This window comes from Adlercreutzia sp. CNCM I-6216, from assembly GCF_977113345.1.
Window position 1 is genome coordinate 53154 of the sequence record NZ_CDSBIE010000005.1, and the last position, 23908, is coordinate 77061.

Annotated in this window: 21 protein-coding genes; 9 read left to right on the forward strand and 12 right to left on the reverse strand. The window is 62.1% G+C overall.

The window, feature by feature from the left end:
- Positions 1–63: 63 nt before the first annotated feature.
- Positions 64–2154 (forward strand): SulP family inorganic anion transporter, encoded by a 2091-nt coding sequence (locus ACYVRU_RS06105; protein ID WP_461185851.1) that lies wholly within the window; start codon positions 64–66, stop codon positions 2152–2154.
- A gap of 50 nt (positions 2155–2204) precedes the next feature.
- Here ACYVRU_RS06105 and ACYVRU_RS06110 read toward each other — a convergent pair whose 3' ends face one another.
- A complete protein-coding gene (locus tag ACYVRU_RS06110) occupies positions 2205–2768 on the reverse strand; it encodes a hypothetical protein (RefSeq protein ID WP_461185852.1) in 564 nt (187 codons plus the stop codon).
- 67 nt (positions 2769–2835) lie between these two features.
- Positions 2836–3051, reverse strand: coding sequence for a helix-turn-helix transcriptional regulator (locus tag ACYVRU_RS06115; protein WP_461185853.1), 216 nt, complete (start codon positions 3049–3051; stop codon positions 2836–2838).
- 582 nt (positions 3052–3633) lie between these two features.
- On the opposite strand from ACYVRU_RS06115, the gene ACYVRU_RS06120 reads away from it, so the two are divergent.
- Positions 3634–4074 (forward strand): GNAT family N-acetyltransferase, encoded by a 441-nt coding sequence (locus ACYVRU_RS06120; RefSeq protein ID WP_461185854.1) that lies wholly within the window; start codon positions 3634–3636, stop codon positions 4072–4074.
- Between the two features lie 64 nt (positions 4075–4138).
- Here ACYVRU_RS06120 and ACYVRU_RS06125 read toward each other — a convergent pair whose 3' ends face one another.
- Entirely contained in the window at positions 4139–4783 is a 645-nt protein-coding gene (locus ACYVRU_RS06125; protein WP_461185855.1) for a GyrI-like domain-containing protein, read from the reverse strand.
- Positions 4784–5080: 297 nt separating this feature from the next.
- Here ACYVRU_RS06125 and msrA point away from each other — a divergent pair, with 297 nt between their 5' ends.
- The gene (gene msrA, locus ACYVRU_RS06130) at positions 5081–5611 is read left to right on the forward strand and encodes a peptide-methionine (S)-S-oxide reductase MsrA (RefSeq protein ID WP_461185856.1); all 531 of its coding nucleotides are present in this window, start codon (positions 5081–5083) and stop codon (positions 5609–5611) included.
- Positions 5612–5955: 344 nt separating this feature from the next.
- Here msrA and ACYVRU_RS06135 read toward each other — a convergent pair whose 3' ends face one another.
- A complete protein-coding gene (locus ACYVRU_RS06135; RefSeq protein WP_461185857.1) occupies positions 5956–6534 on the reverse strand; it encodes a 4Fe-4S dicluster domain-containing protein in 579 nt (192 codons plus the stop codon).
- Between the two features lie 19 nt (positions 6535–6553).
- On the reverse strand, positions 6554–9226 hold the full coding sequence (locus ACYVRU_RS06140; protein ID WP_461185858.1) for a molybdopterin-dependent oxidoreductase: 2673 nt from the start codon (positions 9224–9226) through the stop codon (positions 6554–6556).
- Positions 9227–9445: 219 nt separating this feature from the next.
- Between ACYVRU_RS06140 and ACYVRU_RS06145 the strand changes: the two genes are divergently transcribed.
- Positions 9446–11122, forward strand: a complete 1677-nt coding sequence (locus tag ACYVRU_RS06145; protein WP_461185859.1) for an ATP-binding protein — start codon at positions 9446–9448, stop codon at positions 11120–11122.
- 3 nt (positions 11123–11125) lie between these two features.
- Positions 11126–11842 carry a response regulator transcription factor gene (locus tag ACYVRU_RS06150; RefSeq protein ID WP_461185860.1) on the forward strand — a complete coding sequence of 239 codons (717 nt, stop codon included), beginning with the start codon at positions 11126–11128 and terminating at the stop codon, positions 11840–11842.
- Positions 11843–12173: 331 nt separating this feature from the next.
- Here the strand turns inward: ACYVRU_RS06150 and ACYVRU_RS06155 are convergent, their stop codons facing one another.
- From ACYVRU_RS06155 to ACYVRU_RS06165, 3 genes are all read right to left on the reverse strand, one after another.
- On the reverse strand, positions 12174–13409 hold the full coding sequence (locus tag ACYVRU_RS06155) for an ATP-binding protein (protein ID WP_461185861.1): 1236 nt from the start codon (positions 13407–13409) through the stop codon (positions 12174–12176).
- A 204-nt stretch (positions 13410–13613) separates the two neighbouring features.
- Positions 13614–15323, reverse strand: a complete 1710-nt coding sequence (locus tag ACYVRU_RS06160) for a bifunctional aspartate transaminase/aspartate 4-decarboxylase (protein WP_461185862.1) — start codon at positions 15321–15323, stop codon at positions 13614–13616.
- Positions 15324–15479: 156 nt separating this feature from the next.
- On the reverse strand, positions 15480–15833 hold the full coding sequence (locus ACYVRU_RS06165; RefSeq protein ID WP_461185863.1) for a GIY-YIG nuclease family protein: 354 nt from the start codon (positions 15831–15833) through the stop codon (positions 15480–15482).
- 122 nt (positions 15834–15955) lie between these two features.
- Here ACYVRU_RS06165 and ACYVRU_RS06170 point away from each other — a divergent pair, with 122 nt between their 5' ends.
- Positions 15956–16267, forward strand: a complete 312-nt coding sequence (locus tag ACYVRU_RS06170) for a rhodanese-like domain-containing protein (RefSeq protein ID WP_461185901.1) — start codon at positions 15956–15958, stop codon at positions 16265–16267.
- A 129-nt stretch (positions 16268–16396) separates the two neighbouring features.
- Positions 16397–16924: an adenine phosphoribosyltransferase gene (locus ACYVRU_RS06175; protein ID WP_117283826.1), complete on the forward strand. Its 528-nt coding sequence runs from the start codon at positions 16397–16399 to the stop codon at positions 16922–16924.
- A gap of 29 nt (positions 16925–16953) precedes the next feature.
- Here ACYVRU_RS06175 and ACYVRU_RS06180 read toward each other — a convergent pair whose 3' ends face one another.
- From ACYVRU_RS06180 to ACYVRU_RS06190, 3 genes are all read right to left on the reverse strand, one after another.
- Positions 16954–18498, reverse strand: a complete 1545-nt coding sequence (locus ACYVRU_RS06180) for an APC family permease (RefSeq protein ID WP_223899993.1) — start codon at positions 18496–18498, stop codon at positions 16954–16956.
- Positions 18499–18723: 225 nt separating this feature from the next.
- A complete protein-coding gene (locus tag ACYVRU_RS06185; protein WP_461185864.1) occupies positions 18724–20634 on the reverse strand; it encodes a fructose-1,6-bisphosphatase in 1911 nt (636 codons plus the stop codon).
- 132 nt (positions 20635–20766) lie between these two features.
- Positions 20767–21417 (reverse strand): putative ABC transporter permease, encoded by a 651-nt coding sequence (locus ACYVRU_RS06190; protein ID WP_114539363.1) that lies wholly within the window; start codon positions 21415–21417, stop codon positions 20767–20769.
- A 189-nt stretch (positions 21418–21606) separates the two neighbouring features.
- On the opposite strand from ACYVRU_RS06190, the gene ACYVRU_RS06195 reads away from it, so the two are divergent.
- Positions 21607–22650, forward strand: a complete 1044-nt coding sequence (locus ACYVRU_RS06195; RefSeq protein WP_288219393.1) for a deoxyguanosinetriphosphate triphosphohydrolase — start codon at positions 21607–21609, stop codon at positions 22648–22650.
- On the opposite strand, the gene ACYVRU_RS06200 is transcribed toward ACYVRU_RS06195, so the two are convergent.
- The gene (locus ACYVRU_RS06200) at positions 22647–22868 is read right to left on the reverse strand and encodes a 4Fe-4S binding protein (RefSeq protein ID WP_302808162.1); all 222 of its coding nucleotides are present in this window, start codon (positions 22866–22868) and stop codon (positions 22647–22649) included. The two genes, ACYVRU_RS06195 and ACYVRU_RS06200, sit on opposite strands and share 4 nt — an antisense overlap.
- A gap of 229 nt (positions 22869–23097) precedes the next feature.
- On the opposite strand from ACYVRU_RS06200, the gene ACYVRU_RS06205 reads away from it, so the two are divergent.
- The gene (locus tag ACYVRU_RS06205) at positions 23098–23892 is read left to right on the forward strand and encodes a ZIP family metal transporter (protein WP_461185865.1); all 795 of its coding nucleotides are present in this window, start codon (positions 23098–23100) and stop codon (positions 23890–23892) included.
- The last annotated feature ends 16 nt before the right edge of the window (positions 23893–23908 follow it).

Genomic DNA, 23908 nt, shown 5'->3' on the forward strand with positions numbered 1-23908 from the left:
CGGACGAGGCACGCGAGCTGAGCGGGAAACGGGAGACGAGAAGATAAAAAGTGAGGAGGGGCGATGATCGTTGAGGCCATAAAGGGGTATCGAGCGGCCGATCTGCCGAAGGACGCCGTCGCGGGCCTGGTTATCGCCGCGCTTTCCATCCCCATTGCTATGGGCTATGCGGAGGTGGTGGGGCTGCCGGCCATCTATGGCCTATGGGCCTCCATCGTGGCGCCGCTGGCCTTCGGGCTGCTCACCGGCACGCGGCGGGTGGTCTTCGGCATGGATTCGGCCGCGGCCGCCATGACCGCCTCGATGCTCGCCGCCGCCGGCATTGCGGCCCAGGGCCAGGACGCCATTGTCTCCGCCATGCCCCTGCTCACGCTTCTCACGGCGCTGTTCCTGCTGCTGCTCGGCTGGGCCGGTGCCGGTCGCCTGATCCGCCGTACGCCGCTGCCGGTCATGCACGGGTTCATCTTCGGCATCGCGCTCACCGTGGTCATCGGCCAAGTGCCGCTGCTTCTGGGCACGACGGCCGACACCTCCGGCGCCATCGTGTCGAAGGTCGCCGCCATTGTCTCGTGCCTGCCGGGCGCCTCGTGGGCCTGCGCCGTGGTGTCGGCTCTCTGCATCGCTGGCATGTATCTCCTGAAGCGCTTCTTCCCGAAAGTGCCCTCGGCCATCGTGGTGCTCGTCGCGGCCGCGCTTGTGTGCAACGGGCTGGCAGCGGCGGGGCTTCCCATCGTCTTCCTTCCGCAGGTATCGGGCACGCTTCCCCATATCGCGACCGTGCTGCCCGAGGGGCTCGACATCGTGGCACTGCTTCTGGCCGCCTTCGCCATCGCGGTGGTGGTGTCGTTGGAATCTTTGCTGTGTGTCGAGGCGTTCTCGGCGGGCGATGTGCCCGCGCCGTCTCCCGACGGCGAGATGCGCACCTTCGGCCTGGCCAACGCGCTGGTGGGCCTCATCGGCTGCCCGCCGTGCTCGGCCTCCATGTCGCGCACGGCTGCGGGCATCGCCTCGGGCTCCCTCTCCCAGGTGGCCAGCGTGTTCTCGGCCCTCATTGTGGCCGTGGTCGCCTTCGCCGCCGGCTCGTTCATGGGCTTTCTGCCCCGCTGCGCCCTGTCGGCCATCGTCGTGGTGGCCCTGCTCGACATTGTCGACTTCGGGAAGATCACCACCTACGCCTTAAAGACGCGCCGGGAGTTCATGGTCTTCGCCGCCTCGGCGGCCCTCGTGGTGCTGCTCGGCGCCGTGGCGGGCATCCTGGGCGGTTTCATTCTGGCGCTCGCCCTGCGCGCCGGCCGAGAGAAGATCGACACCTCCGGCCCCGAGCTTTTGGGCGCGGTGCCCTACAAGCCCGACGATCTGCCGGCGAAGAAGGACATCGAGGTGGGCTACGCGCTCGGCATCGCGAAGCTCTCGGGCGATTTGTCCTTCATGAACATCGCGAAGGCCCAGGAGGAGATAGAGGCCGCCGCTGCCGGCAACGAGGCCCTCATCCTGAAGCTGTCGAAGCTCGACACCATCGACACGACCGCCGCCGACAAGCTGGACGAGACGCTGGATTCCCTCATGGCGCGCGGCGTGCACGTGAAGCTCGTGCGGCCCATCAAGGAGACGAGCGACCACTATACCCGCTACGAGCTGCGCCGACTCATGCAGGACTTCAAGTTCTACCCGTCGGTGCGCACGGCCATGCACTCGCTGGCCGAGGAGTACGCGGCCGGTATGGAACCCCAGCGCCCCGACACCTGGCTCGCCGATGCGCCGGCGCCGCGCCGGTTGCGGAAAGTGGCGGCCGAGGCCTCCATCATCGACGGCGATCGTCCCGTGGTGGCCATCGCCGGCTTGCGCAACCACGCCGGCGACGTCGTGGACTCCGACGGCGCCCCCTTTCTGGAGGACATTCGCGGCAAGTTGTCGTTTCTGCAGTCCCGCCGCGCCTTCCAGTTCTCTGCCGACTATTTGGAAGGGGCCGCGCGCGGGCAGGCCGACGAAAACGGGCACTTCTTCTCGAAGCTGCTTTTGTGGGACGAGGTGACCGGCGAGGTGGTGCTCGACTACCGCGGCGGCGCCATGCGAATTTGCCGCGACGAGGCGGTGGCCGTGGCCCTCATGGAGCCCATCGACCGCACCATCCGCGAGTTCGCCCTGGCGCAGTGAGCGTCGCGCCTAAGCGCGCGGCAAGGGCGCTGCCGGGCGCACGTTTTCGATTACTCCTCCAGCTCTTGCTCCAACTGGCGACGGCGGTCGATGGCGCTGTGGAAGGTGGCGGCGAACAGGCCGAAGGCCAAAAAGAACGCCAAGGTGAAATAGACGATGCCCATGGCGATGTCTCCGCCCCAGGTCACGTTCTCGACGCCGACGATCTGCACTTCCGCGAGAATGCGCATGGCCGTCGTCGTGACGCCCAGGCCGAGGCCGCATAGAAGCGACACCAGGGCCACGTAGTCCCAGGGAATGCGATCCGCTTGGGCGATGCGCGTATGGGTGTCGAAGGTGCCGCTGCGCACCTGCAGGTACGTGGAGATGAGCCCCGAGGCGAGAATGATGATAAGTAGGGCCGTGTCCACAGGGAAGACGGACTGCCCCAAAGGTGTGAGCAGGGGATGGCCGGTCGTCTCGGCCACCTGGTTCAACATGATGCCGTAGTACAGGCACAGGGCCGAGCCGATGATGAGAATGGTGTAGCCCACGGCGGCGCAGCGGTTTGATTCCGCAGCCAAGCGCTCGTCTTTCGGGCCCATGAACTCGTTCCAGCGATCGATGATTTTCATGACGGAACCTCCTCGTTCCAAAGTTGTGCCGTTGCAGGGGGGTGTTCTTCTTTGGCGCGAGCCCTGCTCACGAGGCGGCGTCCTCGTCCCAAAACAGGTCGTTCAGGGTAGCGCCCAGGGTTTTGCAGATGGCCGTGCAAAGCTTGAGGCTCGGGTTGTAGCGCCCCGCCTCGATGAGTCCGATCGTCTGCCGCGTGGCGCCCACGTGCTCGGCCAGGTCGGTTTGGGAAAGACCGAGCCGCGTGCGTGCGTCCCTCATCCGCAGGTTTTTCTCTTCGTTCACGAAATGCTCCGCTCCTTTCTGCGCGCTCACTGCTATGTTGCGACTGAACGGCGCGTCTCCGGATCCGAGCGCCTTGATCATCCCGTCGGGATCGCTGGCTACCATGTTGCGCTTGAATGGGTGCTCTCTTGGATCCCTCTCGCGCTTCTTGGGTAATGCAAGATATATCTTCCATTTGCAAATTATATATTGCATTCCTGAGCTGTCAAGAAGTGAGGTAACCCTTGGAGACAAGGGGAGTGTTTTGCACAGGACAAAATTCCGAGTTGTTAGACATTTCCTGCGGCCGCGCGTCGGCCTCGGAGGGAGCTGCGTAAAAGACGACTGAAGAAATGCCTGATCGCGCTATATTCCGGGAAGGGGCGATCAGGCAAAGTCTTGCAATCGTTCGGGCGGAAGTCTAACAAGTCGAAATTCTTGCCCAGACAACCTCGGATGATTGTCGGGAGCGGTCGATGGAGTGTCGCGGCTTCTTGCGAATAGGCACGATACAATAGCTCCATGAGTAAGAGTGCGGCAACCGTGGAATCTGCGCTCGCTCCAGTGGGCTTTGCGGTTGCCCGATCAAGAAAGAGGCTGGCTATGGAATTGGTGGCGAAACGTTTCAACGAATTGAGCCTGGACGAGTACCACGAGCTTTTGAAGCTGCGTTGCGCGGTGTTTCTCGTGGAGCAGCAGAGTCCCTACCAGGAGGTGGACGATGCCGACAAGGAGGCCATCCACCTATACTTCCGCAACGATGAGGGGGCGCTTGCCGCCTACGCGCGGGTGCTGCCGGCCGGCGTCACGCACCCGACGGTCTCCATCGGGCGCGTCATCGCCGTGGAGCGCGGGTGCGGCATGGGCCAGCGCATCATGGAAGAGGCCATCCGCGTGGCCCAGCAGGAATTGGACGCCGACGTCATCACTATCGAGGCCCAGGCTTACGCCCAGGGCTTTTACGAGAAGCTCGGTTTCGTGCGCACCTCCGACGAGTTTGACGACGGCGGCATCATGCACGTCGAGATGAAGCTCGCGCGCTAGCGAAGGGCCGCCGAACCAGGGCGCTTGGGGTTCGGCGCCATGCGAGCGACGCGCTGTCCGTACGCTAGTCCCGTGCCCGCACCGGATGCCGCAGAACCGTCTTTAGCTTCTCGGGCGCGGTGCGGCGCGGATCCGACAGATAGATCTCATGGTGGTGGCGTCCCGCGGCGGTGTCTGACATATCGTTTTCAAGCCCCTGTTCGGCGACGAACGCATCCAACAGCGCCACCGTGGCCGGTTCGTCGTCGTAGGGGCCCAGGTGCATGATCTGGGCGCACAGGCCCTCGTCGATGGTTAAAAGCTCGGCAGCCGTTGTGTCCAGCCCCTTCTTGCGGGCCGCCTCCTCCTTCGCCCACTCGAACTCGTCAGGCGTCACGAAATCGGGCAGGCGGATGGCGGCAATCCAGTGGAACGTTGCCTTGTTCGCGAAGTCGACGCCTTCCACGCCCGGCTGCCACCAGAAGCCCTCCAACGGGGGCACTACGAAATCGTAGTAGCCGTCGATGCGGTGGTCGCCCATTTTCGACATCTTGATGGTATAGGCGATGGCGTACAGCACGCCGACGGCCTCCTTGTAGGCGCCGCCCTCCACGTTGGGGTCGCCCTCGCCGCGCACGGCCACAAAGGTCATCGGCGGCACGCCCACCAGTTCCGGCGTGCGTTTCGGCAGGTAGAACTCCTTGTATTCCTTCTTGAAGTCAAATGCCATGGGGGATCCTTTCCGGCAGAGGAGCAAATTGGAGGATAGCGCTATGCTACCACAGGCTGCGGATCGGATAATCGCCGGGAGCGTGCGACTTCGGCGTGCCACGTGCCTGTCGGTTCCGCCCTCGTCGCCTCCCTCCGCTGATTAGAGCAGTCGCCCATGCAATCGTCTGGCGATGCTGCTCCGATGAGCTCTGCAAGCGGCAACGGCCCCGTGCCAGCTTGCCTTTCACAGTGCCCCTCCGGTCTCGTTCTGCTACGGTAGAGAGGTACGCGAGAAGGCGTCTTGAAAGGGGGCGGCATGAACAGGCGCGAGATCTACCTGGCCGGAGGTTGCTTCTGGGGCACTGAGGCGTACCTGAAGCGCATCCCCGGCGTTCTTGAAACCGAGGTCGGCTATGCGAACAGCACGGTGGACGATCCCGCTTACGAGGAGGTGTGCTCGGGCGAAACAGGAGCGGCCGAGACTGTGCGCGTCATCTATGATGCCGAGGTGCTACCGCTGCCCCTGCTTCTGGCGGCCTACCTGCGCACGGTGGATCCCTTCTCGCTGAACCGCCAGGGCAACGACCGTGGCACCCAGTACCGCACCGGCATCTACTGGATCGACGACGCCGACCGGGCCGCCGTGACCTCGGCGCTTGTGAACCTTGCGTGCACCAGCGGCCGCAACCCGCGCATTGAGGCGGCGCCGCTCGTTAATTTCTATCCCGCCGAGGCTTACCACCAAGACTACTTGGGCCGCAACCCCTTCGGCTACTGCCACGTGAACCTCGCCGACGCCCGCGCCTTCGTAGAAGAGCACGCGGCGGATTTTGGCTCCGCCCGATAACCGGCCAGCGCTGCTGCATCAACGGCAGCGCCCTCCGCTTCGTCCCCGCCGACAAACTAGAAGCCGAAGGCTACGGCTACTTGTGCAACATCGTATCCCGATGAAGAGAGATCTCCATCTCCAATTCAGGCAGTTAGCAATATTCGAATTTTGAACTATACGGATAGAGTGTGCTTTTGTTGCAGGAGATTGTGTTGCGCAATAATAGGTAGCCGCCTGTCGCTACGGCTCGAAAGGGAGTGAGCAGCGGCAGGCGGCCGATAGGGGATGGCCTAGTCTTTGTCTTGCGTAATCGAGTTGGACTAGAGACGGTTCACTCGATAAATTCTCTGGACAAGAGCGATTCAGAGGCGTAATTCTTTAAAGGCTGTCTCCAGAGCGGCCTCCTTTGTTTGGATTAGCAAGCTAGGTCCAGTGGCGGATGATTCGGGCAGAGCCGCAATGTCGCAAACTGCCTCGGGATGGGCTGCCTGCAGCTCATCGAGAGGGCCGAATTCGATAGCTCGCTGGCCGCACGCAGCGACACATGTCGGTGACCCATCGACCTCTCGAGTATCACGGCAGGCGTAGCACTTTCCCGAAATATTTTGATCTGGAAGGTAACGCGGTACGCCGTAGGGACAAGAGTTCACGCACTGCTGGCAGCCGATGCATACACCGTCGTCGTGCTGTACCGTCCCGTCGTCTTCCGACTTATACATGGCACCCGTTGGGCATGATCGCACGCATGCGGGATTCTCGCAATGGTTGCATGTTGCTGCGAAGTGGTACATACGTGCGTTGGGGTATTGACCGGTTTCGTAGGTGTATACGGTTCGGTAATTAATCCCTATGGGAAGTTGGTTGCGCTGTTTGCAAGCCACCTGGCATGTCTTGCATCCTACGCAGCGCTCCATATTGAAGAAAAAACCAAGCTGTGTCATTTCTGCACCTTCCTAGCATCTAAGCCGACGCCTGAATAACTGACTGCCATTCGCAGTCTTCGTCAAGCTCGTTGTCCTCCCATTTTTCGATATTCACCCATACATTGTTGTGCCCTGTGACGCCCATGCCGCTCGGTTTGCCGCCGATGAGGGTGCTTCCACATCCGCCGCGATCGATTCCCTCTTCGTCTATCTTCGGCCAGCAGCCATTCGGGAGACCGACGGTGCCTTCCATGATGAGGTTTGTTACGCAAACCTTGCGCAAGATACTTCCCGCGGCACTTGAGATATGAGCGACATCTCCGTCAGAGATGCCCAGGTTCTCCGCGTCTTTCGAATTGAGCAAAAGAGGCGCCGGCCATGCCTCGCGTAGCGTCAGTACGTTCGAGTAGGTGGATCCTGCAGAGCGAGGATAGTGCGGGCTGAAGCACCGGAAGCGGTAAGCTTCGGGCTTTGTCTGCTCCGAGTAGATGGGATAGGGCTTGAACGTGCGACCATCGAAACTGATCATGTTGAACGTTTCGGCTTTTGCTTGGCAGTACAGCTCAAACTTGCCCGAAGCAGATGGCAATGGATTGGCGTCGGGGTCTGCAAAAAAGTCCGCTAATCCGATATGGGTAAAGGCATCTCCGGCTTTTCGTTCAACGGTATAGATACCCTTTTCCTTGAATTCGCTCAGGCCGATTTTCCCTTCCTGAGGGGCACCCTCTACCCCCATTTCATCTATATCGCTCTGGGTGATCGTAAATAGTGTTTCGTATTCCCCCTTCTCGTTCATGACCGTTGCGCCAGCCATTTGGTTATAGAGGGCCTGCTGGGGGCTCACGGGGTAAACTTGGGCGGGATCGTATCCGAGCCGCTCGAGAAGTTGCTCGTTGACCCACCGATTTGGCTTTGCTTCGTCATCGGGACTGGCGACAACGGAGTAATAGCATACTTCCTCTCGCCTTGTTCCCAAACTCTCCTGCTGCTGTCTGCCTGCCAAGGGAAGAACGATATCGGCATATACGCAATCCATTTTGGGAACATGGTCACGCATAACTACGAAGTCCACCTTTTTAAAGGCCTCGATTCCCCTCAGAATGTCTGCGCCCGCTCGAAGGGCTGACGAAAACTCTCCCCAAATCAAGTGTATGTCGCATTCGCGTTCCTCGATCGGGCGCCATTGGCCACCCCAGCATATGCCGACGTTGCTGTATCGTCCGTCGAGTACGGCGTTGTAGAGCTCCAGTCCGTTCACGTTATCGTCAGCGGCAGTGCGAATGATGCTGCTGCCGGTTTCTCTCACGACGACTTTCTCGTCGGGCGAACATAGCGGCACGCACGAAGACACGTCCCATCCATCACCGCCTTTGCCGAGCTTCACCAATGCAGGGCCGCCGCAGCCGCTGCCGTCTACCCATAGCGGTCCATAGCAGTTTCCGGGTTTTCCCATATGGCCGCCCATGCAAGCGATAGTCAGGAAAAGCTGGGGAATATCTTCTGAACCGGAGCAGCGTGCCGCAGCGTAGCCGTGAGACATCACGACGTTGTCTTGCTTGCCCACGGTGCGGGCGAATTCGGTGATTGTTGACTCGGGTGTGCCGCAAATTGCGCTCGCCCAGCTGGCGGTTTTTGGAATGCCATCGTACTGGCCGAGTACGTAACCTTTGATGTTCTCGTTGAGGGTCGCGTCTTGTGGCATCGACTCGTCATCGAAGCCTATGCAATACTTATGAAGGAAGTCCCAGTCGATGATTCCCCCTTCTTCCTCGTCCAGCCTCAACATTTCGAAAATGACACCCAGCATAAATGCGGTATCTGTGCCCGGGAAGACGGGAACCCAATCTGCGTCAAACGCATTGGCGCTTGCGTTGTAGAAAGGGCCGACGCAAACGAAACGGGCACCTTTGTCCTTGGCGGCGCGTAGATTCCAGGCCGCAAATGCAATGGCCGACCATGCTGGGTCTTGGGCGTACAAGACGATCGTCTGAGCATTTTCGATGATATCGAAGCGATCGTTCACCGTTCCCAAGCCGCCGTAAGCAACTTCGGGAAGCCCCAGTTGGGCGAGATCCATAAGATAGCTTCCGAAAGACTGGGTGTCCCAGCTTGCGATATAGCCCCCGCAGGCATCAAGCACGGGCGTGCGGTCATTGCGCTGATCCCAAGGATAGAAAACTGCGCGCGGGCCGTAAGTGGTGTATACCTTCTTCAACTGGTCGGCGACGATATCGAGGGCTTCATCCCAACTGATGCGCTCCCACTCATCTTGGCCCCGCAGCTCTCCATGCGGATCGTCGGGACTCCAGTGCTTGCGCTTGACAGGATAGGTGAGCCTGTCGGGACCGAAATCGAGTTCTGCAGCGCACCTCCCACGAAGGCATCCGCGAAACTGAGGGTGCTCTAAGGAGTCCTCATGGCTAGAGTCTGTTTTGGTTCTCACCACTTTGCCATCTTTGACTAAGGCCATGTTGACGCATCCGCCCCCGCAACCTTTGTTGCATTCCATGAACTTCCACTCGCCGTCGTTGAGCGATGTGTTGGCGAGGCCGCCTTCGTAGGCGCCTTGCTGCGCATAGCTCGCTTCCTTGCCAGTGCCCACCATTGCCTCGGGCGCGCATCCGGACGCCAGGCAAGCGCTAGCGGCAACGCCTGCAGCCACGAAGCTGCGTCGGTTGAGCGTCGGTGCGGACGTGGTGTTCTTTGCCACGGTTTCCTCCTTCTCCTCAAGGTCATCGACGCCGGCGAGTATAGGAACGGAAGGTGCCTAAGGGTATTGATAAGTTATAACAGATATCTAAACAAATTATTACTTCCCTGTTCAAACCCTATTTCTTGCCCCCTCGCTAAACCGCTGTGCACTCACGGGAACCTTATCTGCCATGATAAACTATACGTTGTTGACAGAAGGGCGACAAAAGGGAGTGCCGTGCGGCGTTTCGAGACGATTCGCGCCAAATTTATCGTGCTTCTGGCGTCGGTTATCGTGGTGATGCTGGGAACCAACATGCTATGGCAGCACTATGCCAGCGAGCAGTCCACCGAGCGCGAGTTGCTCGACCAGGCGCGGGCACTGTCGTCAAACATGGATGCGGTATGGACGTTTATGACTCGCAATCAGGACCTCATCAACTACGATTCGGCGGGCAACTACGAATTCAAGGGGTTGCAGTGCTCCATCGCCGGACGATCCATCGGTGCGTTGTTCTCGCGGGTCACGGACTATGGCACGAGCTATGTGGCACTTTCGCCGCGCAACGACTATGACTACCCCGACGAGTTCGAAGCATCGGGTCTGAACGCTTTCGCGCAAAATGCTCAGGCAAACGAGTACTATGGCTACGACGAGATCGATGGACACAGCTACTTTCGCTATCTGCGTCGCATGAACATGGAAGAGACCTGCCTCGATTGCCATGGCGAGCCGGCCGGCGAGCTGGACATGACGGGCTATCCGCGTGAAGGGCTGCACGAGGGGGATCTCTACGGTGCCATCTCACTTGCCATTCCCGTGGATGCCTATCAGCAGGCGAGTCGCACGAGCATGATGCAGACGATTGCGCTCTCGGCACTTATGATCCTCGCGTGCATGGCGGTGATCTGGCTGGCCTTAAGTCGCCTTGTCACACGGCCCATCGACCGGGTGCGCAAGGGTATGGAACGCTTCGAGAAGGGGAACCTGGACACTCGTCTTGTTCTCGAGGACACCACGCGTGAGATGAAGCTGCTCACCCGAGGGTTCAACAGCATGGCCGATGAGCTGCAGGAGTCGCACGAATCGCTGGAAATGAAGGTGGAGGAGCGTACGAGTCGGCTGTCGGAGGCCAATGAGGAGCTGGCGGCTCAGCAGGCCAAGCTAGAAGAGGCCAACGGCCGCTTGGCTGACGAGAGCCAGTACAAGAGCGATTTCCTTGCCATGATGAGTCACGAACTGAAAACGCCCTTGGCGGCCTCTATGGCCTTCTCGCGCATTCTGAAGGAGCGCCAGGGCGAGCCAAGCGACGAGGACGCCCAGTTGTGGGCCGAGCTGGAAGCGAATAACCGCTCGCTCCTTGCGCTCATCGAGAGCATTCTGCAGATGGCCCGCATTGAGGCTGGCAAGGAGACGCTCAATCTGGAGCTGATCGATCTGGTGGATGTGTTGGGGCCGCTTCAAGCCACCATTGAGCCCTTGGCCAGTGACAAGGGCATTGTCCTGGAATGGGATATCGCCGACGACATGCCACTTTTGTTCGCCGACGGGGAGAAGTTGCGCCGGGTGTTCGAGAATCTGACCAGCAACGCCCTCAAGTTCACCGAGTCGGGTGGTCGCATCGCGGTGCGCTGCCAGAGTCTTGCTGCCCAGTCCGCCATCGAATTCCGCATCACCGATACCGGCATCGGCGTCAGCGCGGCCGATGCGGCGCGCATCTTCGAGAAGTTCACCCAGGCTGACAGTTCCATCAGCCGCAGCTACGGCGGCAGCGGTCTGGGGCTTGCCATGTGCAAGGAGCTGGTGGAGATGCATGGGGGCACCATTGCCGTGGAAAGCGAGCCAGGGGCGGGAAGCACATTTACCGTGCGCATACCGGCGAACCTGCAGCCGCCTGTAGAGAAAGGGGAGTAGCCCGTGTACAAGATCATGCTCATCGACGACGATCCGAGCTTGCAGCTGGCGTTGCGCCACATTGTGACCGACGAGGGCTATGCGTTCTGCGGAGCCACCGATGGTCGCCAGGGATTAGCGATGCTAGATGAGGAGCATCCCGATCTGCTGCTGCTCGACATCATGATGCCGAAGATGAACGGCTATGAGGTCTGTCAGGAAATGCGCGACCAGGGGCGGCGCATCCCGGTGATCTTCCTGTCTTCGAAAGGCGACATCGTCGACAAGGGCATGGGGTTCAAGGCCGGAGCTGACGACTACTTGGTGAAGCCCTTCGACAACGAGGAGCTGCTCATGCGCATTGAGGCGCACCTGCGCCGCTACAAGAGCGATTTTGCAGCGGCCCGCGCTCGGAAGGCGCCCCCCGTGATCCGAGCGGGAGATTTGGAGATTGATCTGGCCGGTCACGAAGTGCGCAAAAGGGGCGAGGTTGTTGAGCTGACGAACAAGGAGTTCCAGACCCTCGCCCTTCTGGCGAGTCATGCGGGCCAGGCGTTCACCCGCGAGCAGATCTACGAGCATTTGTGGGACGAAGACTGTGTGGTGGACGGTAATTCCATCACAGTATTCATCCGCCGCATCCGCGAGAAGATCGAGGACAAGGCGAGCCAGCCGGCCTACGTGCTCACGGTTTGGGGCGTTGGCTACAAATTTGCCGCCGATTTTGGCTCCGCCCGATAACCGGCCAGCGCTACTGTATCAACGGCAGCGCCCTCCGCTTCGTCCCCGCCGACAAACTAGAAGCCGAAGGCTATGGCTACCTGCGCAACAACATGCCCTAGCACGCCGTACGGGCCTGCACGGAGATGGACTCCTGCGCTATATAAACATGGCCATGAACTGCGGCGATGTCACCTTGCAACCGTCTTCTCCGATGTTGCCATCGATGAGCTTGTAGGCCAATGTGCCATATACTTGGGACGATGCATCGTTTTTTGACGATGGTGTACCGCATTTTTGCATCATTTTCGACCTTTATTGCCTGGATAGGTTGATGCACGCCGCTTGCCGCTTAGGCCGTTAGTGCCCGGATGGGAATAACGTAGATGCCGTCTTCGACGACGCGTGCGTAGGTGCCGATCCCTGTGATGACGGCCATGAATGCGGGAGGCTTCATCTGGGCACGAGGGTTCTCGCAGAGTTTCTTGCGAAGCCGTTTGAGGTTGGCGACTGCGGGAGCGACTTTGCTTTCGCTGGTTTTGATTTCGAAAGCGGCCCAGCGTCCGTCGGCCAATTCTACGATGGCGTCCACTTCAAGTCCGGAATCGTCGCGGTAGTAGCGCACGGGAACTGGCCGAGCGAGCTCGTGGGCTCGGGCGTACACCGTAAGATCGCGGAGGCAGAGGTTCTCGAAAACCAGTCCGAAGGTCTGCCAATCCTCCATAAGGCCTTCGGGGGACAGGCCGAGGGCGGCCACGGCCAGCGAGGGATCGGCCAGATAGCGCTTAGGCTTGGTTTGGAGCCGCTTCTTCGGGCGAGAGGGGGGCTCCCAGCCGGGTATCTCGGCGAGTAGGTAGATGCGGCGCAGGAAGCTCAGGTATTCACCGATCTGCCTATCCGTTAGGTTGAAGCCCGTTGATCCCAGGGCGTCCTCCCTAATGGTGCCGTAGGTGGCGGCCTGCCCGAGGCTGCGCGCCAGCGAAGCGATGACGCGCTCGGTTACAAAAGGATCGAGGTTGTGGTCCGGCGCGCTTTCATAGCATACGGCCGTCAGATACTCGCGAGCAATCGTCTGCGCGTCCAGGGCGGTCAGGTCGAGCGCTTCGGGCCAGCCTCCCCGGCATGCTAGTTCGACGAGCCGTTGCGTGTCGTCCTCTACGATGGCGGCGGCGGGAGGTTCCTCGAAAAGCCGAGCGAGAGAGACGGCGTTTTCGGAATCTCCTGATTCGGAAAGTGTCATGGGGGACATCTTGATGCGCCCGATTCGCCCCGCGCCGCTATGCCGTTTGGTCGCCTCGTCTGCTCCGCCCTGTCGATCCGGTGGCGTCGAGGAGCCGGTGAGAATCCAGCCGCCGCGCAGGGCCCGCGTCTCGTCGATGCCGTGACGCACGAGGTTCCAGATGGCGGGAACGCGTTGCCACTCGTCAATGATATGCGGCTTCTCCCCCAAAAGCATGAGCGAGGGGTCGTCTTGGGCGAGTGGCAGTTGCTCATCGACATAGCTGATGGAAGCGCCGTGCTGACGCGCTGTCCATGTCTTGCCACACCATTTCGTGCCTTCGATTTCGATGGCGCCAAAAATTCGCAAGTAGTGCTCAACTTGCTCGTCGACAATACGTGGAAGGTATCCTTCTGGTTTAACGGAGTTGTTACCCATTGCGATTCCTATCAGGAGTTTTACTAAAATCCGAATTTGTTACAACCAAAATCCGAATCTTGGGCGCGAAGGGGTTGATTGCCGTTCTTGGGCGCAGGGGATTAGGCGCGGGGCCAAACCAGGGGCCAGTCGCTACTACCGGCTCATCTCTGCCTTCCACGTCTCGGCGTAGTCGGCCAGCATGGCCGAGAGGCGCTGGCCGATGGCGATGTAGTCGTCGGCGTTCAGGTTCGCCAGCGATACGCGCACCGACCATTCCGGGGCGTCGAAGCCGTGGCCGTCCATGAGCACGACGCCGGTGTCCTGGGCGAGTCGCACCACGATGTCCAGCGAGTCGTAGTTCTTCTTCAGCCACGTGAAGAAGTCGGCACCGTACAGGCGCGTGGCCCAGATACCCAGGTCGATCACCGAGTAGTAGCCGGCGCGCTCGGGGTCGGGCTCAAGCGTCCAGCCGAGGCTCTTCCACAGAAGGCCCAGACGGTGCTGCACGAGCTGCTGCATCTTCGTGCGGTACACGTCGGCGTTGTCCAGCAGGCAGTACAGCGCGAACAGCGACATCATCACCTGCTGGGGTGTGCCGAGCCCCGCCGTGCCGTTTAGGGCCACCAGTCGCGAGTCGGCCACCATGCGGTCGGTGAACTTCACCTTCTCGATATGGTCGGTGAGACATGCGTAGCGGCTCGCGAGCACCTTCTTCTTGTCCTCGGGTAGTTTTGCGATGAGGTCGTCGAACACGTTGTTCTGCGCCGTGGCAATGACGGCCAGCCGCCAGCCGGTGGCGCCGAAGTACTTCGAGAACGAGTACACGCAGGCGGTGTTGTAGGGCAGATCGTCCAGAAGCGACCGGTAGTGGGGAACGAAGGTGCCGTAGACGTCATCACTGATGATGATGAGGTCGGGCCGCTCGTTCTTCACGAGGCTGACGAGCTTGGCCCGCGAGGCATCGTCCAAGGTCACCGACGGCGGGTTGGACGGGTTCACGAGACACAACAGCTTAATGGACGGGTCGCGTAGTTTCTCCAGCTCGCTGTCGGGGTACTGCCAAGTGTGCAGCCCGTCCGCATCGATGGTGTTCGCCTGGATGTAGGTGACGTCCAGGTCGTAGTCGTTCAGGGTGGGGATGTTCAGATACGGCGTGAAAATGGGGGTCATGAGCGCGATGCGGTCGCCCGGGTTCACGAGGAAGTTGCACTTCAGGCTGTAGAACAGGTAGCACATGGCCGCCGTGCCGCCCTCGGTGGCGAACAGGTCGTATGGGGTCGCGGGCGCGTGGCCGTCGTCCAGGGCCTTCACCAGGTAACGGTTGACGATCTCTTGGGTGTAGCGCAGGATGCGGTCGGGCATGGGGTACTCGTCCCCGGCGATGCCGCCGGTCCACTCGTGGACGAGCTCGTCGCCGGCCAGGCCCTCGGCATCCAGGTAGTCCCAGGCGCGCTTGAGGAACTGCGCCGGCCTCTCGCGGTCGTGCTCGTCGAGGAAGGCGAGGAAGCGCGCGGCGGCCCCGTCGGCGGCGGGCATGCCGGCCAGGTCGTAGTCCGGCTCGTCCATGGTGCGCCGCGCTTCTTCCATGGCGAAACTTCCCAGCAGGAAGAAGGCCTCGCGGGGCAGCGTGGTTATCCAGTTCGGGTTGCCGCGCCCGGCGTTCAGCAGGGTGCGCGTGGTGCCCTCATCGCCCTTCTTGGCCATCTTCACCAGGAGGTTTTTCACCTCGAAGGGCGACATGGCCCCGAGGGATTCCTCGAAGGCGCGATCGTCGTTGGCCTTGATGCCGGCCTCGATGGCGGCGGGGGAGTCGGTGGCAGCGGTGCCGGCACCGTGGGAAGTCGAAGGGGTGGAAGTGCTCATGGGGCGTCCTTTCTCGTGTTGGCCCCATTGTGCCGCGCGCGAGCGCAGATGCCCCTCGCGTGCCGTCACCTGTAAGGAAAGTGAGAACCTCGAAGGCTCGTTTTGGCGCAGCCGCTTAAATTGCGCGCAGCCGCTCGTTCAGCCGCACGCAGTCGGTTACTTCCACAGAAGCGAGGCGTTCTCGTCGCGCTCGAGGCACAAATCGCGTAGCTGCTCCAGTTCCTCCTTGTAGTCGGCGGGAGCATCCGACTCGTCGCGGTAGTCGAGCTCCTCCAGCACTTCCACCTGGAAGTTCTCCTCACCGTAGCGCCGCCAAAGCTCCAGCAGATGCCGGTTGGGATGGTAATCCGAGTTCAACTTGAACGTGACGCCGTTGGTGTCGCCGGGGATGTTGCGCGATGCCAGAAGGAAGCTCTCTCCCGTAGGCACGCAGCGAAACGACAGCACGCCCATAGGCGGCCGACTGGTGCGATACGCTTCTTTCAGTTCGCGTTTGCGCTGGTTGTTCATCGATGCCTCCTGTCCGTTGAAATTTAGTGATCGAGAGTGCGCGCGAATAGGCGAGAACGCAGAGTATCATAAGCGGCAGCAAGCAAAAATAACTTCACAAGGAGGATGCAGCGGTGGGACTGATGGATTTTCTGAAACCGGCCGATATCAACGCCGGCGTGGAGGAGTTCCGCGCGACGCCCGGCGCGCGACTGATCGATGTGCGCACGGCGGGGGAATACGCGGGCGGCCACATTCCCGGCGCGGTGAACGTGCCGCTGCAGCAGATCGGCGCCATCGCGAGCGAGGTGCCCGACAAGAGCACGCCGCTGTTCGTGTACTGCATGAGCGGGGCGCGCAGCCAGCAGGCGGTCGGCGCCCTCAAGCAGATGGGCTACACCGACGCGCGCAACATCGGCGGCATCGGCAGCTGGCGCGGAGACGTAGAACGCTAGGGCCATCGCTCGGCTTACGGCCCCCACAGGAGAGGACCGCGACGGTTACAGTGAAGCTTCGAAGTTGGCCGAAACCTCGCCAGGCGAGTGCGTCTCAGCGAAAATAGGCGGTGCGAGAAAGGATGCCCCATGCGCCCCTATGAGGAATTAATCGTCGACATTCCGAACTATCCGAAGCCCGGGGTCGTGTTCAAAGACCTCACGCCGGCCTTCGCTGACGCCGACGCCTTCGCCGCCATGGTAGACGATCTGGCGGCCCATTTCGCCGATCGCGGCATTACCAAGGTGGTGGGCGCCGAGGCCCGCGGGTTCATCGTGGGTGCGGCCGTGGCGCTGCGGCTGGGAGCCGGGTTCGTTCCCTGTCGCAAGCCGGGCAAGCTGCCGCGCACGGTGCTGCGCGAGTCCTATGCGCTGGAATACGGCACCGACGTGCTGGAAATTCACGCCGACGCGCTCACCTCCGACGATGTGGTGCTCATCGTGGACGATCTGGTGGCCACGGGCGGCACCACGACGGCCATGGTGCGTCTCGTCCGCGCAAGCGGCGCGCGTCTGGCGGGCCTCGGCTTCGTCATGGAGCTCGCCTTTCTGAACCCCCGCGCTGCCATTGCCGCCGAGACCGACGCCGAGGTGTTCTCGCTGGTCGCCGTCGAGTAGCCGCATCGGACGGTCGCGCTTCTTGGACTCTACCCTAAAAACAGCAGGTTGATCAGCAGATTCAGCACAAATAGGCCGGCAATGATGAGGGCGAACAGCCCGATGCGGCGCGTATCGCCCACAGCGAGGCCCGTGCGCGGATCCTGCGGGTAGGCCACCGGGTTCTCCACGGTAAGGCCTCCGTAGATCTTCTTGAAGATGATGTAGGCCACCACGCCCGAGGCGAGGAACGCCGCCGTGAAGAAGAAGTTCTGCACGGGATTCAAGCACAGCGTGAAGGTGGCGATGATGAAGGCCAGGGCGGAGTACACCACCACGCCCACCTTGCCGCCGCCGATGACGAACATGTCGGCGGGGCGATCCTGCACAGGGTACATTTTTCGCAGCTTCAAGACGATGAAACCGAGGAACATGTAGCGCGCCAAGATGAAGATGATGTTCATCTCGATGATGGTGGTGAAGTCGAACTGCGAGAAGATAAGCGATGAGACGGCAATGGTGAGTACGCCGATGTAGGGGCTGCGACCTGCGCGATCGACTTTGCGGATGAAGCGAGGGAACAGGTTGTCCTCAGAGAGCACCCAGAAGCTGCGCGATCCGCTCGCCAGATACGTGTTATAGATCGTGCACTGGCTCATAATGGCGATAACAAGGAACAGCACGACGCCGGAGTGCCCAAGCACCGTCGAGAAGATCGTGCCGTAGCCCAGCACGTCGGAAGAGAAGCCGCCGTCGATGCCCCATTGGGTCCAAGAGCCGGCCGGGTAGGCCGCAAGGCAGGCGAGGGTGGGCAGCACGTAAGACAAGGCGATGAGCGGCAGCGCGATGCGGAAGCCCTTTGCCACATTGCGGGACGAGTCCTCGTATTCGCCGGACATGGCGGCAATGCACTCGTAGCCGCAGTACATCCAGATACCGATGGAAAGCGAGTCCACCAAACAGCTCATAGGGGCCTCGGGGTTGGCAAGGATGGGATCGAAGGGGTTGGTCTGCCAGTTGACGAGGCCGAACACGACGGCCATGCCGAACACGAGGATGATGAGCACCGAGAAAAACGAGCTGATGCGCTCGACTTCCACAAGTCCCACCAGGTTGATGACGGTGAAGCTCGCCACGACGAGCAGCTTCACGCCGAAGGTGCCGGCATCGTCCAGCGAGAGCAGCTGCGAGGTGTAGCCACCGACCATGGCGATGTAGGCGCCCGATGAGATGTAGGTGTCCATGGAGGTCCACCAGCCGGCCTGAAAGCCCCAGAATTCCCCGAAGGTCTCCTTGGCCCAGGCGTAGATGCCGCCCTCGCGCGGAAGAATGGCGTTGGCCTCGGCAACGAGGCGACTGATGGGGCGCGCCCAAACGAAGGGCAGCACGATCAAAATGATAAGAGTGAGGCCCGGGCCGGCGGAGGGAATGATCTCCTCGATGCCGAAGGCACCGGCCGATACCAGGCAGAAGAGCATAAACGCAATGCCAAGAGCGCTGATTTTGCTCTTGCGGAGGTTGCCGACGGTTCCATCAGGAGAAGCCGGCGGGAAGAAGTCTTCGCTGCCCGGAGGGAGCGCATCTTTGGCAGACAAGCTCAAACCACCCCAATCGTTGTATGAGAAATGCGACAAGGACGAAGTGTAGCCCATCGGGGGTGGTTTAGCGAGGGATGTTTCGTGCATGCGCACAAACGGCCGCCCCGCGGTGACGACGGCTCTTCGCGCGAAGCAATCGGCGTTTTGGCACCCCTGGGGCGGCGTTGCAGTGCCGGCTTCAATTGCCCGAGTAGGGGCTCATCGAAGCCGGCGTGCGGGCAGCTAGAGCAAGGTGCGCAAAAGCGCGATGCGTTCGCGCAGGCGCGCTCCCTCGTCGGTGTCGGCCACCGTGCGGGGCATGTCGTAGGCGGCAAGCACGCGGCGCTCGGCATGGATGTCGGCGGTACCCTCCACGGCGGCGTCGCGGGAGATGAGCGGCTCGTTGGCATCGAGGAACAGCCCCTCGGCGTTCGAAACGAGCGTGAAGCCCGCCAGCCCCGTCGTCTTCTGGTAGGCCGCCGAGAAGCCGCCATCGATGCAGAGCACCCGTCCGTCCGCCTTCACGGGGTCCTCGCCGTCCTTCACCTTCACCGGCACGTGCCCGCAGATGATGCGCGAGGTGGCCGGATCCATGCCGAAGTCGCGGAAGATGCCGTCGACGACCGCCTCGTCATCGAGCAGCGAGTAGAACGGGTTCTTCACCTCTTTGCGGGCCGCTTTGTCGGCGATGAGGTACAGCTCGAAGGTCGCCATCTTGCTCTTGGCGAACAGGGGCGAGCCGGGGCCGAGCCATAGGTACCACAGCATGTCGAGCCCGCGCTTGCGCTCGGCCTCGTCGGTGGCCGAGAACGCCGCGCGCACCGAGGCGTCCACCATGTCGTAGAGGGCGCGACCCCGGTAGGTCTTGCCGAACAGGGTCACTTCCAGAAGCGATCCGTCGTCGGCCAGGGGCACGCAGGCGTGCAGCATGAGGTTGCCGTTCTCGATCTTGTACAGGCTGCCCCGATCCAGGAAGAAGCGCATGTGGCGCTGCAGGCGCTCGCTGCCGGTGAATGCGGCGCACAGCTGCTCGATGACGGCGGCCTCGTCTTCGGTGAGGCGGTAGGGGTCGTCCCAGTCGACCGTGGGGAAGGTCGTGTCAAGAAGCTCGTATTCGATGCCGTCTACCACGACCGTCCCGTGCTCGCGGTCGATCAGGTGCAAAAGGTTGCGGTCGTCCAGGCCGAACGAGGGGTTCTCGGCAATGAGCGCTGCCTCTACCTTGAACTGGATGACAGCCATGGCCTTCTGGATCTTCTCGGTGAGGCGTGTCTCGGCCTCGGAAAGCCCGGGGTTGCCCTTCAGGGCGAAGGCGGCGCAAGGATCGTTCGCGTAGGCGTCGGCGGCGAAGGTGGCCAAGGGGCGCAGGTTGATGCCGTAGGCGTCCTCCAGAATGGATAGGTTGCCGTAGCGGGCGCAGATGCGCACGACGTTGGCCACGCTGCCGGGGCTGCCGGCGGCGGCGCCCATCCACAGGATGTCGTGGTTGCCCCACTGCACATCGACGTTGGGGTAGGAAAGAAGCTCGTCCATGATGAGCTGGGGCGCCGGCCCGCGGTCGTACACGTCGCCGATGAGGTGGAGCTGGTCGACGACGAGGTGCTGGATGAGAGCGCCCAGCACCTCCAGGAGGGCCACGCCCTCGCCGGAGGCGACGAGGCTTTTGATGAGTGCATCGCGATAGGGACGCCGGGCCGGCGTGCTGCGCCCGGCGACGAGCTCCTCGACGATGGCCAGCTCGTCGGGCAGAAGGGCGCGCACCTCATCGATGGTGCGGGTGCCGGCGGCTCGGCGGGCGACTTTGGACAGGCGCGCGGCGGCTTCGGCAAGCCATGCGCTGGCGTCTTCGACGTGCCCCAAAGCGTAAGCGCAATGTTCGGCAGGATAGCAGGCGAGTGCGAGCAGCGCGGCTTTCTCGTCGTCGTTCAGCGTGCTGCCGAAAACGTCCTCGATGAGCGCGCGCACCGCGCCTGAGCCACCGCGCAGCACATGGGAGAAGGCGTTGTACTCGCCGTGGATGTCCGAGGCGAACAGCTCGGTTGAGCGCGGTAGCGTAAGGCGCCCCTCCAGCTCCGCGATTTCCGTCGCCACGTCGGCTCGTGTCGGGTACAGCTCGGAAAGTGCCTCCGTGTACGCCCACCCGCTTGCTTCCATAAACGCCTCCTTGCGTCCGTGCCCCGCGTCAGTTGCATCGCCCTATTGTATCTGCTTGGGCGTGCCTGTGCAGCGCGGGCACGCAAAATTGGCGCTTCGGAATGCGAGAGGGCGGGCGAGCCGCATTGCTGCCTAGTACTTCTCCCAGAGCTTCAGCTCCAGGTAGGAGGCGGTCACGCAGGCGGCGAAGCCGACGATGATGAGGGCGAAGGCGACGTTGGCCGCCTTGGGGGAGAGCCGCGAGAAGCCCTCGCAGACGAGCGGGAAGATGACCCATACATATATCATGGCCACCAGTCCGATGAAGAAGTCGTTCACGAGCCACGCCTGGCCGAACACGTTGCCTGGCAGTTGGGAGTTGTCCCAGAAGGGGTATTCGCCGGTCGTGGGATCGGGCTGGTTGATGAGCCAGCCCATGACCAGCTCCAGCACCATGGCCGCGAGAATAGCAATGACGAGCGATTCCAGAAACGCGCCCCACAGCGTTTTGCGGTGCAGGATCAGCCGCTCCTTCAAAGGCTCGATGAGCAGCGTCATGAACACCGCGCCGAAGCCGTAGACCCAGTAGGGGTGATACCACGGGTCGGTCCATACGGCGTAGTCGTCGGCCACAATGCCGAAGAGGCGGTCCATAAGCCAGCAGTAGGGCATCTCGAGCCAATGCCCCAAGATGCAGCACAGGCAGAAGCAGACGATAAGCGCGCGCCAGAAATCCCACGTGCGCGGCGCGAAGTAGCCTATCTCGTCTTTCTCGGTCAGTTTATGTATCCTGAGAAACGCCATGGCTGCTTCTTCTCTTCGGCTCCTTCGACCCCTTCGGACGGTCGATAGCTCAAGGGTACTCCCTGAAACGCCCGCGCGACGCCGCGATCGCCTTCCATCGTTCAGCTTTTGACTCAACGTTGCTTGCCTGTTGCCGAACGGGCTTTCTGGAATTTGCTACACTGGGAACATCCGTGGAAGGGAGGATGTATGCGCGTTGTGTATCGGGAAGACCAGCAGCAGCGGGAGCACGAGGTGCTCTCCGAGGAGGCCGCCTTCGCCGACGGCACCGAGGGGCGCCGCTCCTCCAGCGAGCCTGACGCGCTGCGCACCGACTACCAGCGCGATCGCGACAAGATCTTGCACTCGAAATCGTTTCGGCGGCTTTCCCACAAGACCCAGGTGTTCCTCGCTTCCGAGGGCGATCACTTCCGCACGCGGCTCACGCACACGTTGGAAGTGGCGCAGATTGCCCGCACCATCACGCGGGCGCTCGGGCTGAACGAGGATCTGACCGAGGCCATCTCGCTCGGCCACGATCTGGGCCACACCCCCTTCGGACATACCGGCGAGGCGGCGCTGGCCGCGTGCCTCGCGCGCCATAAGGGGCTCGCGCCCGGCACGCCCGAGGCCGCGGCGCTCTACCGCCACAACGAGCAGTCGGTGCGCGTGGTGGAGCGCATCGAGAACGGCGGCGCGGGTCTGAACCTCACTTTCGAGGTGCGCGACGGCATCTTGAACCATACGGGCGACCTGCAGGCCGAAACCTGCGAGGGCCGCATCGTGGGCACCGCCGATCGCATTGCGTACGTGAACCACGACATCGACGACGCCATCCGTGCAGGGATTCTGCGCGAGGCCGATCTGCCGGATACGACCCATCGGGTGCTCGGCGCCAACCACTCGGCCCGCATCGAGACGCTGGTCACCGACATGGTGCGCACCTCGGCGGAGACGGGGGACATCGCCATGAGCCCCGAGGTGTGGGACGCCATGATGGAGCTGCGGGCGTTTCTGTTCGAAAACGTGTACACGGCGCCTTCGGTCATGGCCGAGGTGGAGAAGGCGAAGCACCTGTTGGCGGATCTGTTCGACTACTACGCCGCGCATATCGACGAGGTGCCCGAGGACTACCGCGCCATCTCCGAAGGCGACGATCTGCGCGCCGTCACCGACTACATCGCCGGCATGACCGATCGCTACGCCACCGCCACCTACCAGCGCCTGTTCATCCCCCACGCCCTTTCGTATTAGGGAAGGCGGCGGCCCTTCTTCAGCTGATACAGCTCGTAGGGGCGCGTGACGGCGCCGAGGCGGCAGGCGCGGAAGCACATGCCGCAGTGGCGGCAGAGCGTCTGGTCGATGACGGGTACGGGGCTCGCCGTCGTAAGGGCCCCGTGGGGGCATACCTTCTGGCAGGCCCCGCAGCGGCAGCACAGGCGGCTGTCTATGACGTAGTAGGTCTGGCGCACCGTCTCTCCTTCGCTCCTCGTTGCGGCTGTCGTCGGCCGGCCCCGAATCGTGTTGGCGTCATGTCGCGGATCCTCTTTCGGCGTCGATGCCAGTGTAGCAGGTCGCGGGGCTCTATCTCTACAGGGCAACAACGCATGAAGGCTGATGCCACTGTATCGATGGCGGTACGCTATGCTTGTTCCGCGACGGCGTCAAGAAGCCGTCGAGAAAGTTGGAAAGGAAGCAGCGATGGAAAATCCCCTGGTCGCAGGCGTGCTCGTGGCGCTCCTCGTGCCGTTTCTGGGGAACACCCTGGGGGCGGCGCTCGTGTTCCTCATGCGCCATGGCATGTCCGAGCGCTTCACCAAGGCGCTTTTGGGCTTCGCGGCCGGCGTCATGATCGCCGCCAGCGTGTGGAGCCTCATCACGCCGGCGCTGGAGGCGGCCGAGGGAGGGCCCGTGCCGGCGTGGGCGCCGGCTGCCGTGGGCTTTCTCGGCGGCATGCTGCTGCTTTTGGCCATCGACCACTTCACGCCGCATCTGCACGTGGGCTCCGACGAGCCGGAGGGGCCCGTCACCACGTTGAAGAAGCCCACGATGATGTTGTTCGCCCTGGCCATCCACAACCTGCCCGAGGGCATGGCCGTGGGCGTGGTGCTGGCGGGCTTTCTGGCGGGGGATCCCACCATCACGCTTGCCTCGGTGGTGGCGCTCTCCCTCGGCATCGCCATCCAGAACGTGCCGGAGGGCGCCGTGGTGTCGCTGCCGTTGACGGCCAACGGCATGTCGCGGCCCAAGGCGTTTCTCGCCGGCACGTTGTGCGGGGCCGTGGAGCCGGTGGGCGCCGTGCTCATGGTGGCCATCACGGGGCTCGTGACCCCGCTTCTGCCCTACGTGCTGGCCTTCGCCGCCGGCGCCATGATGTACGTGGTCACCGAGGAGCTCATCCCCCAGACCCAGCAGGGCCGCCACACCAACATCGGCACCATCGGCGTCGCCTTCGGCTTCGTGCTCATGATGGTGCTCGATGTGGCGCTGGGGTAGGGGAGGTTGCGGACGC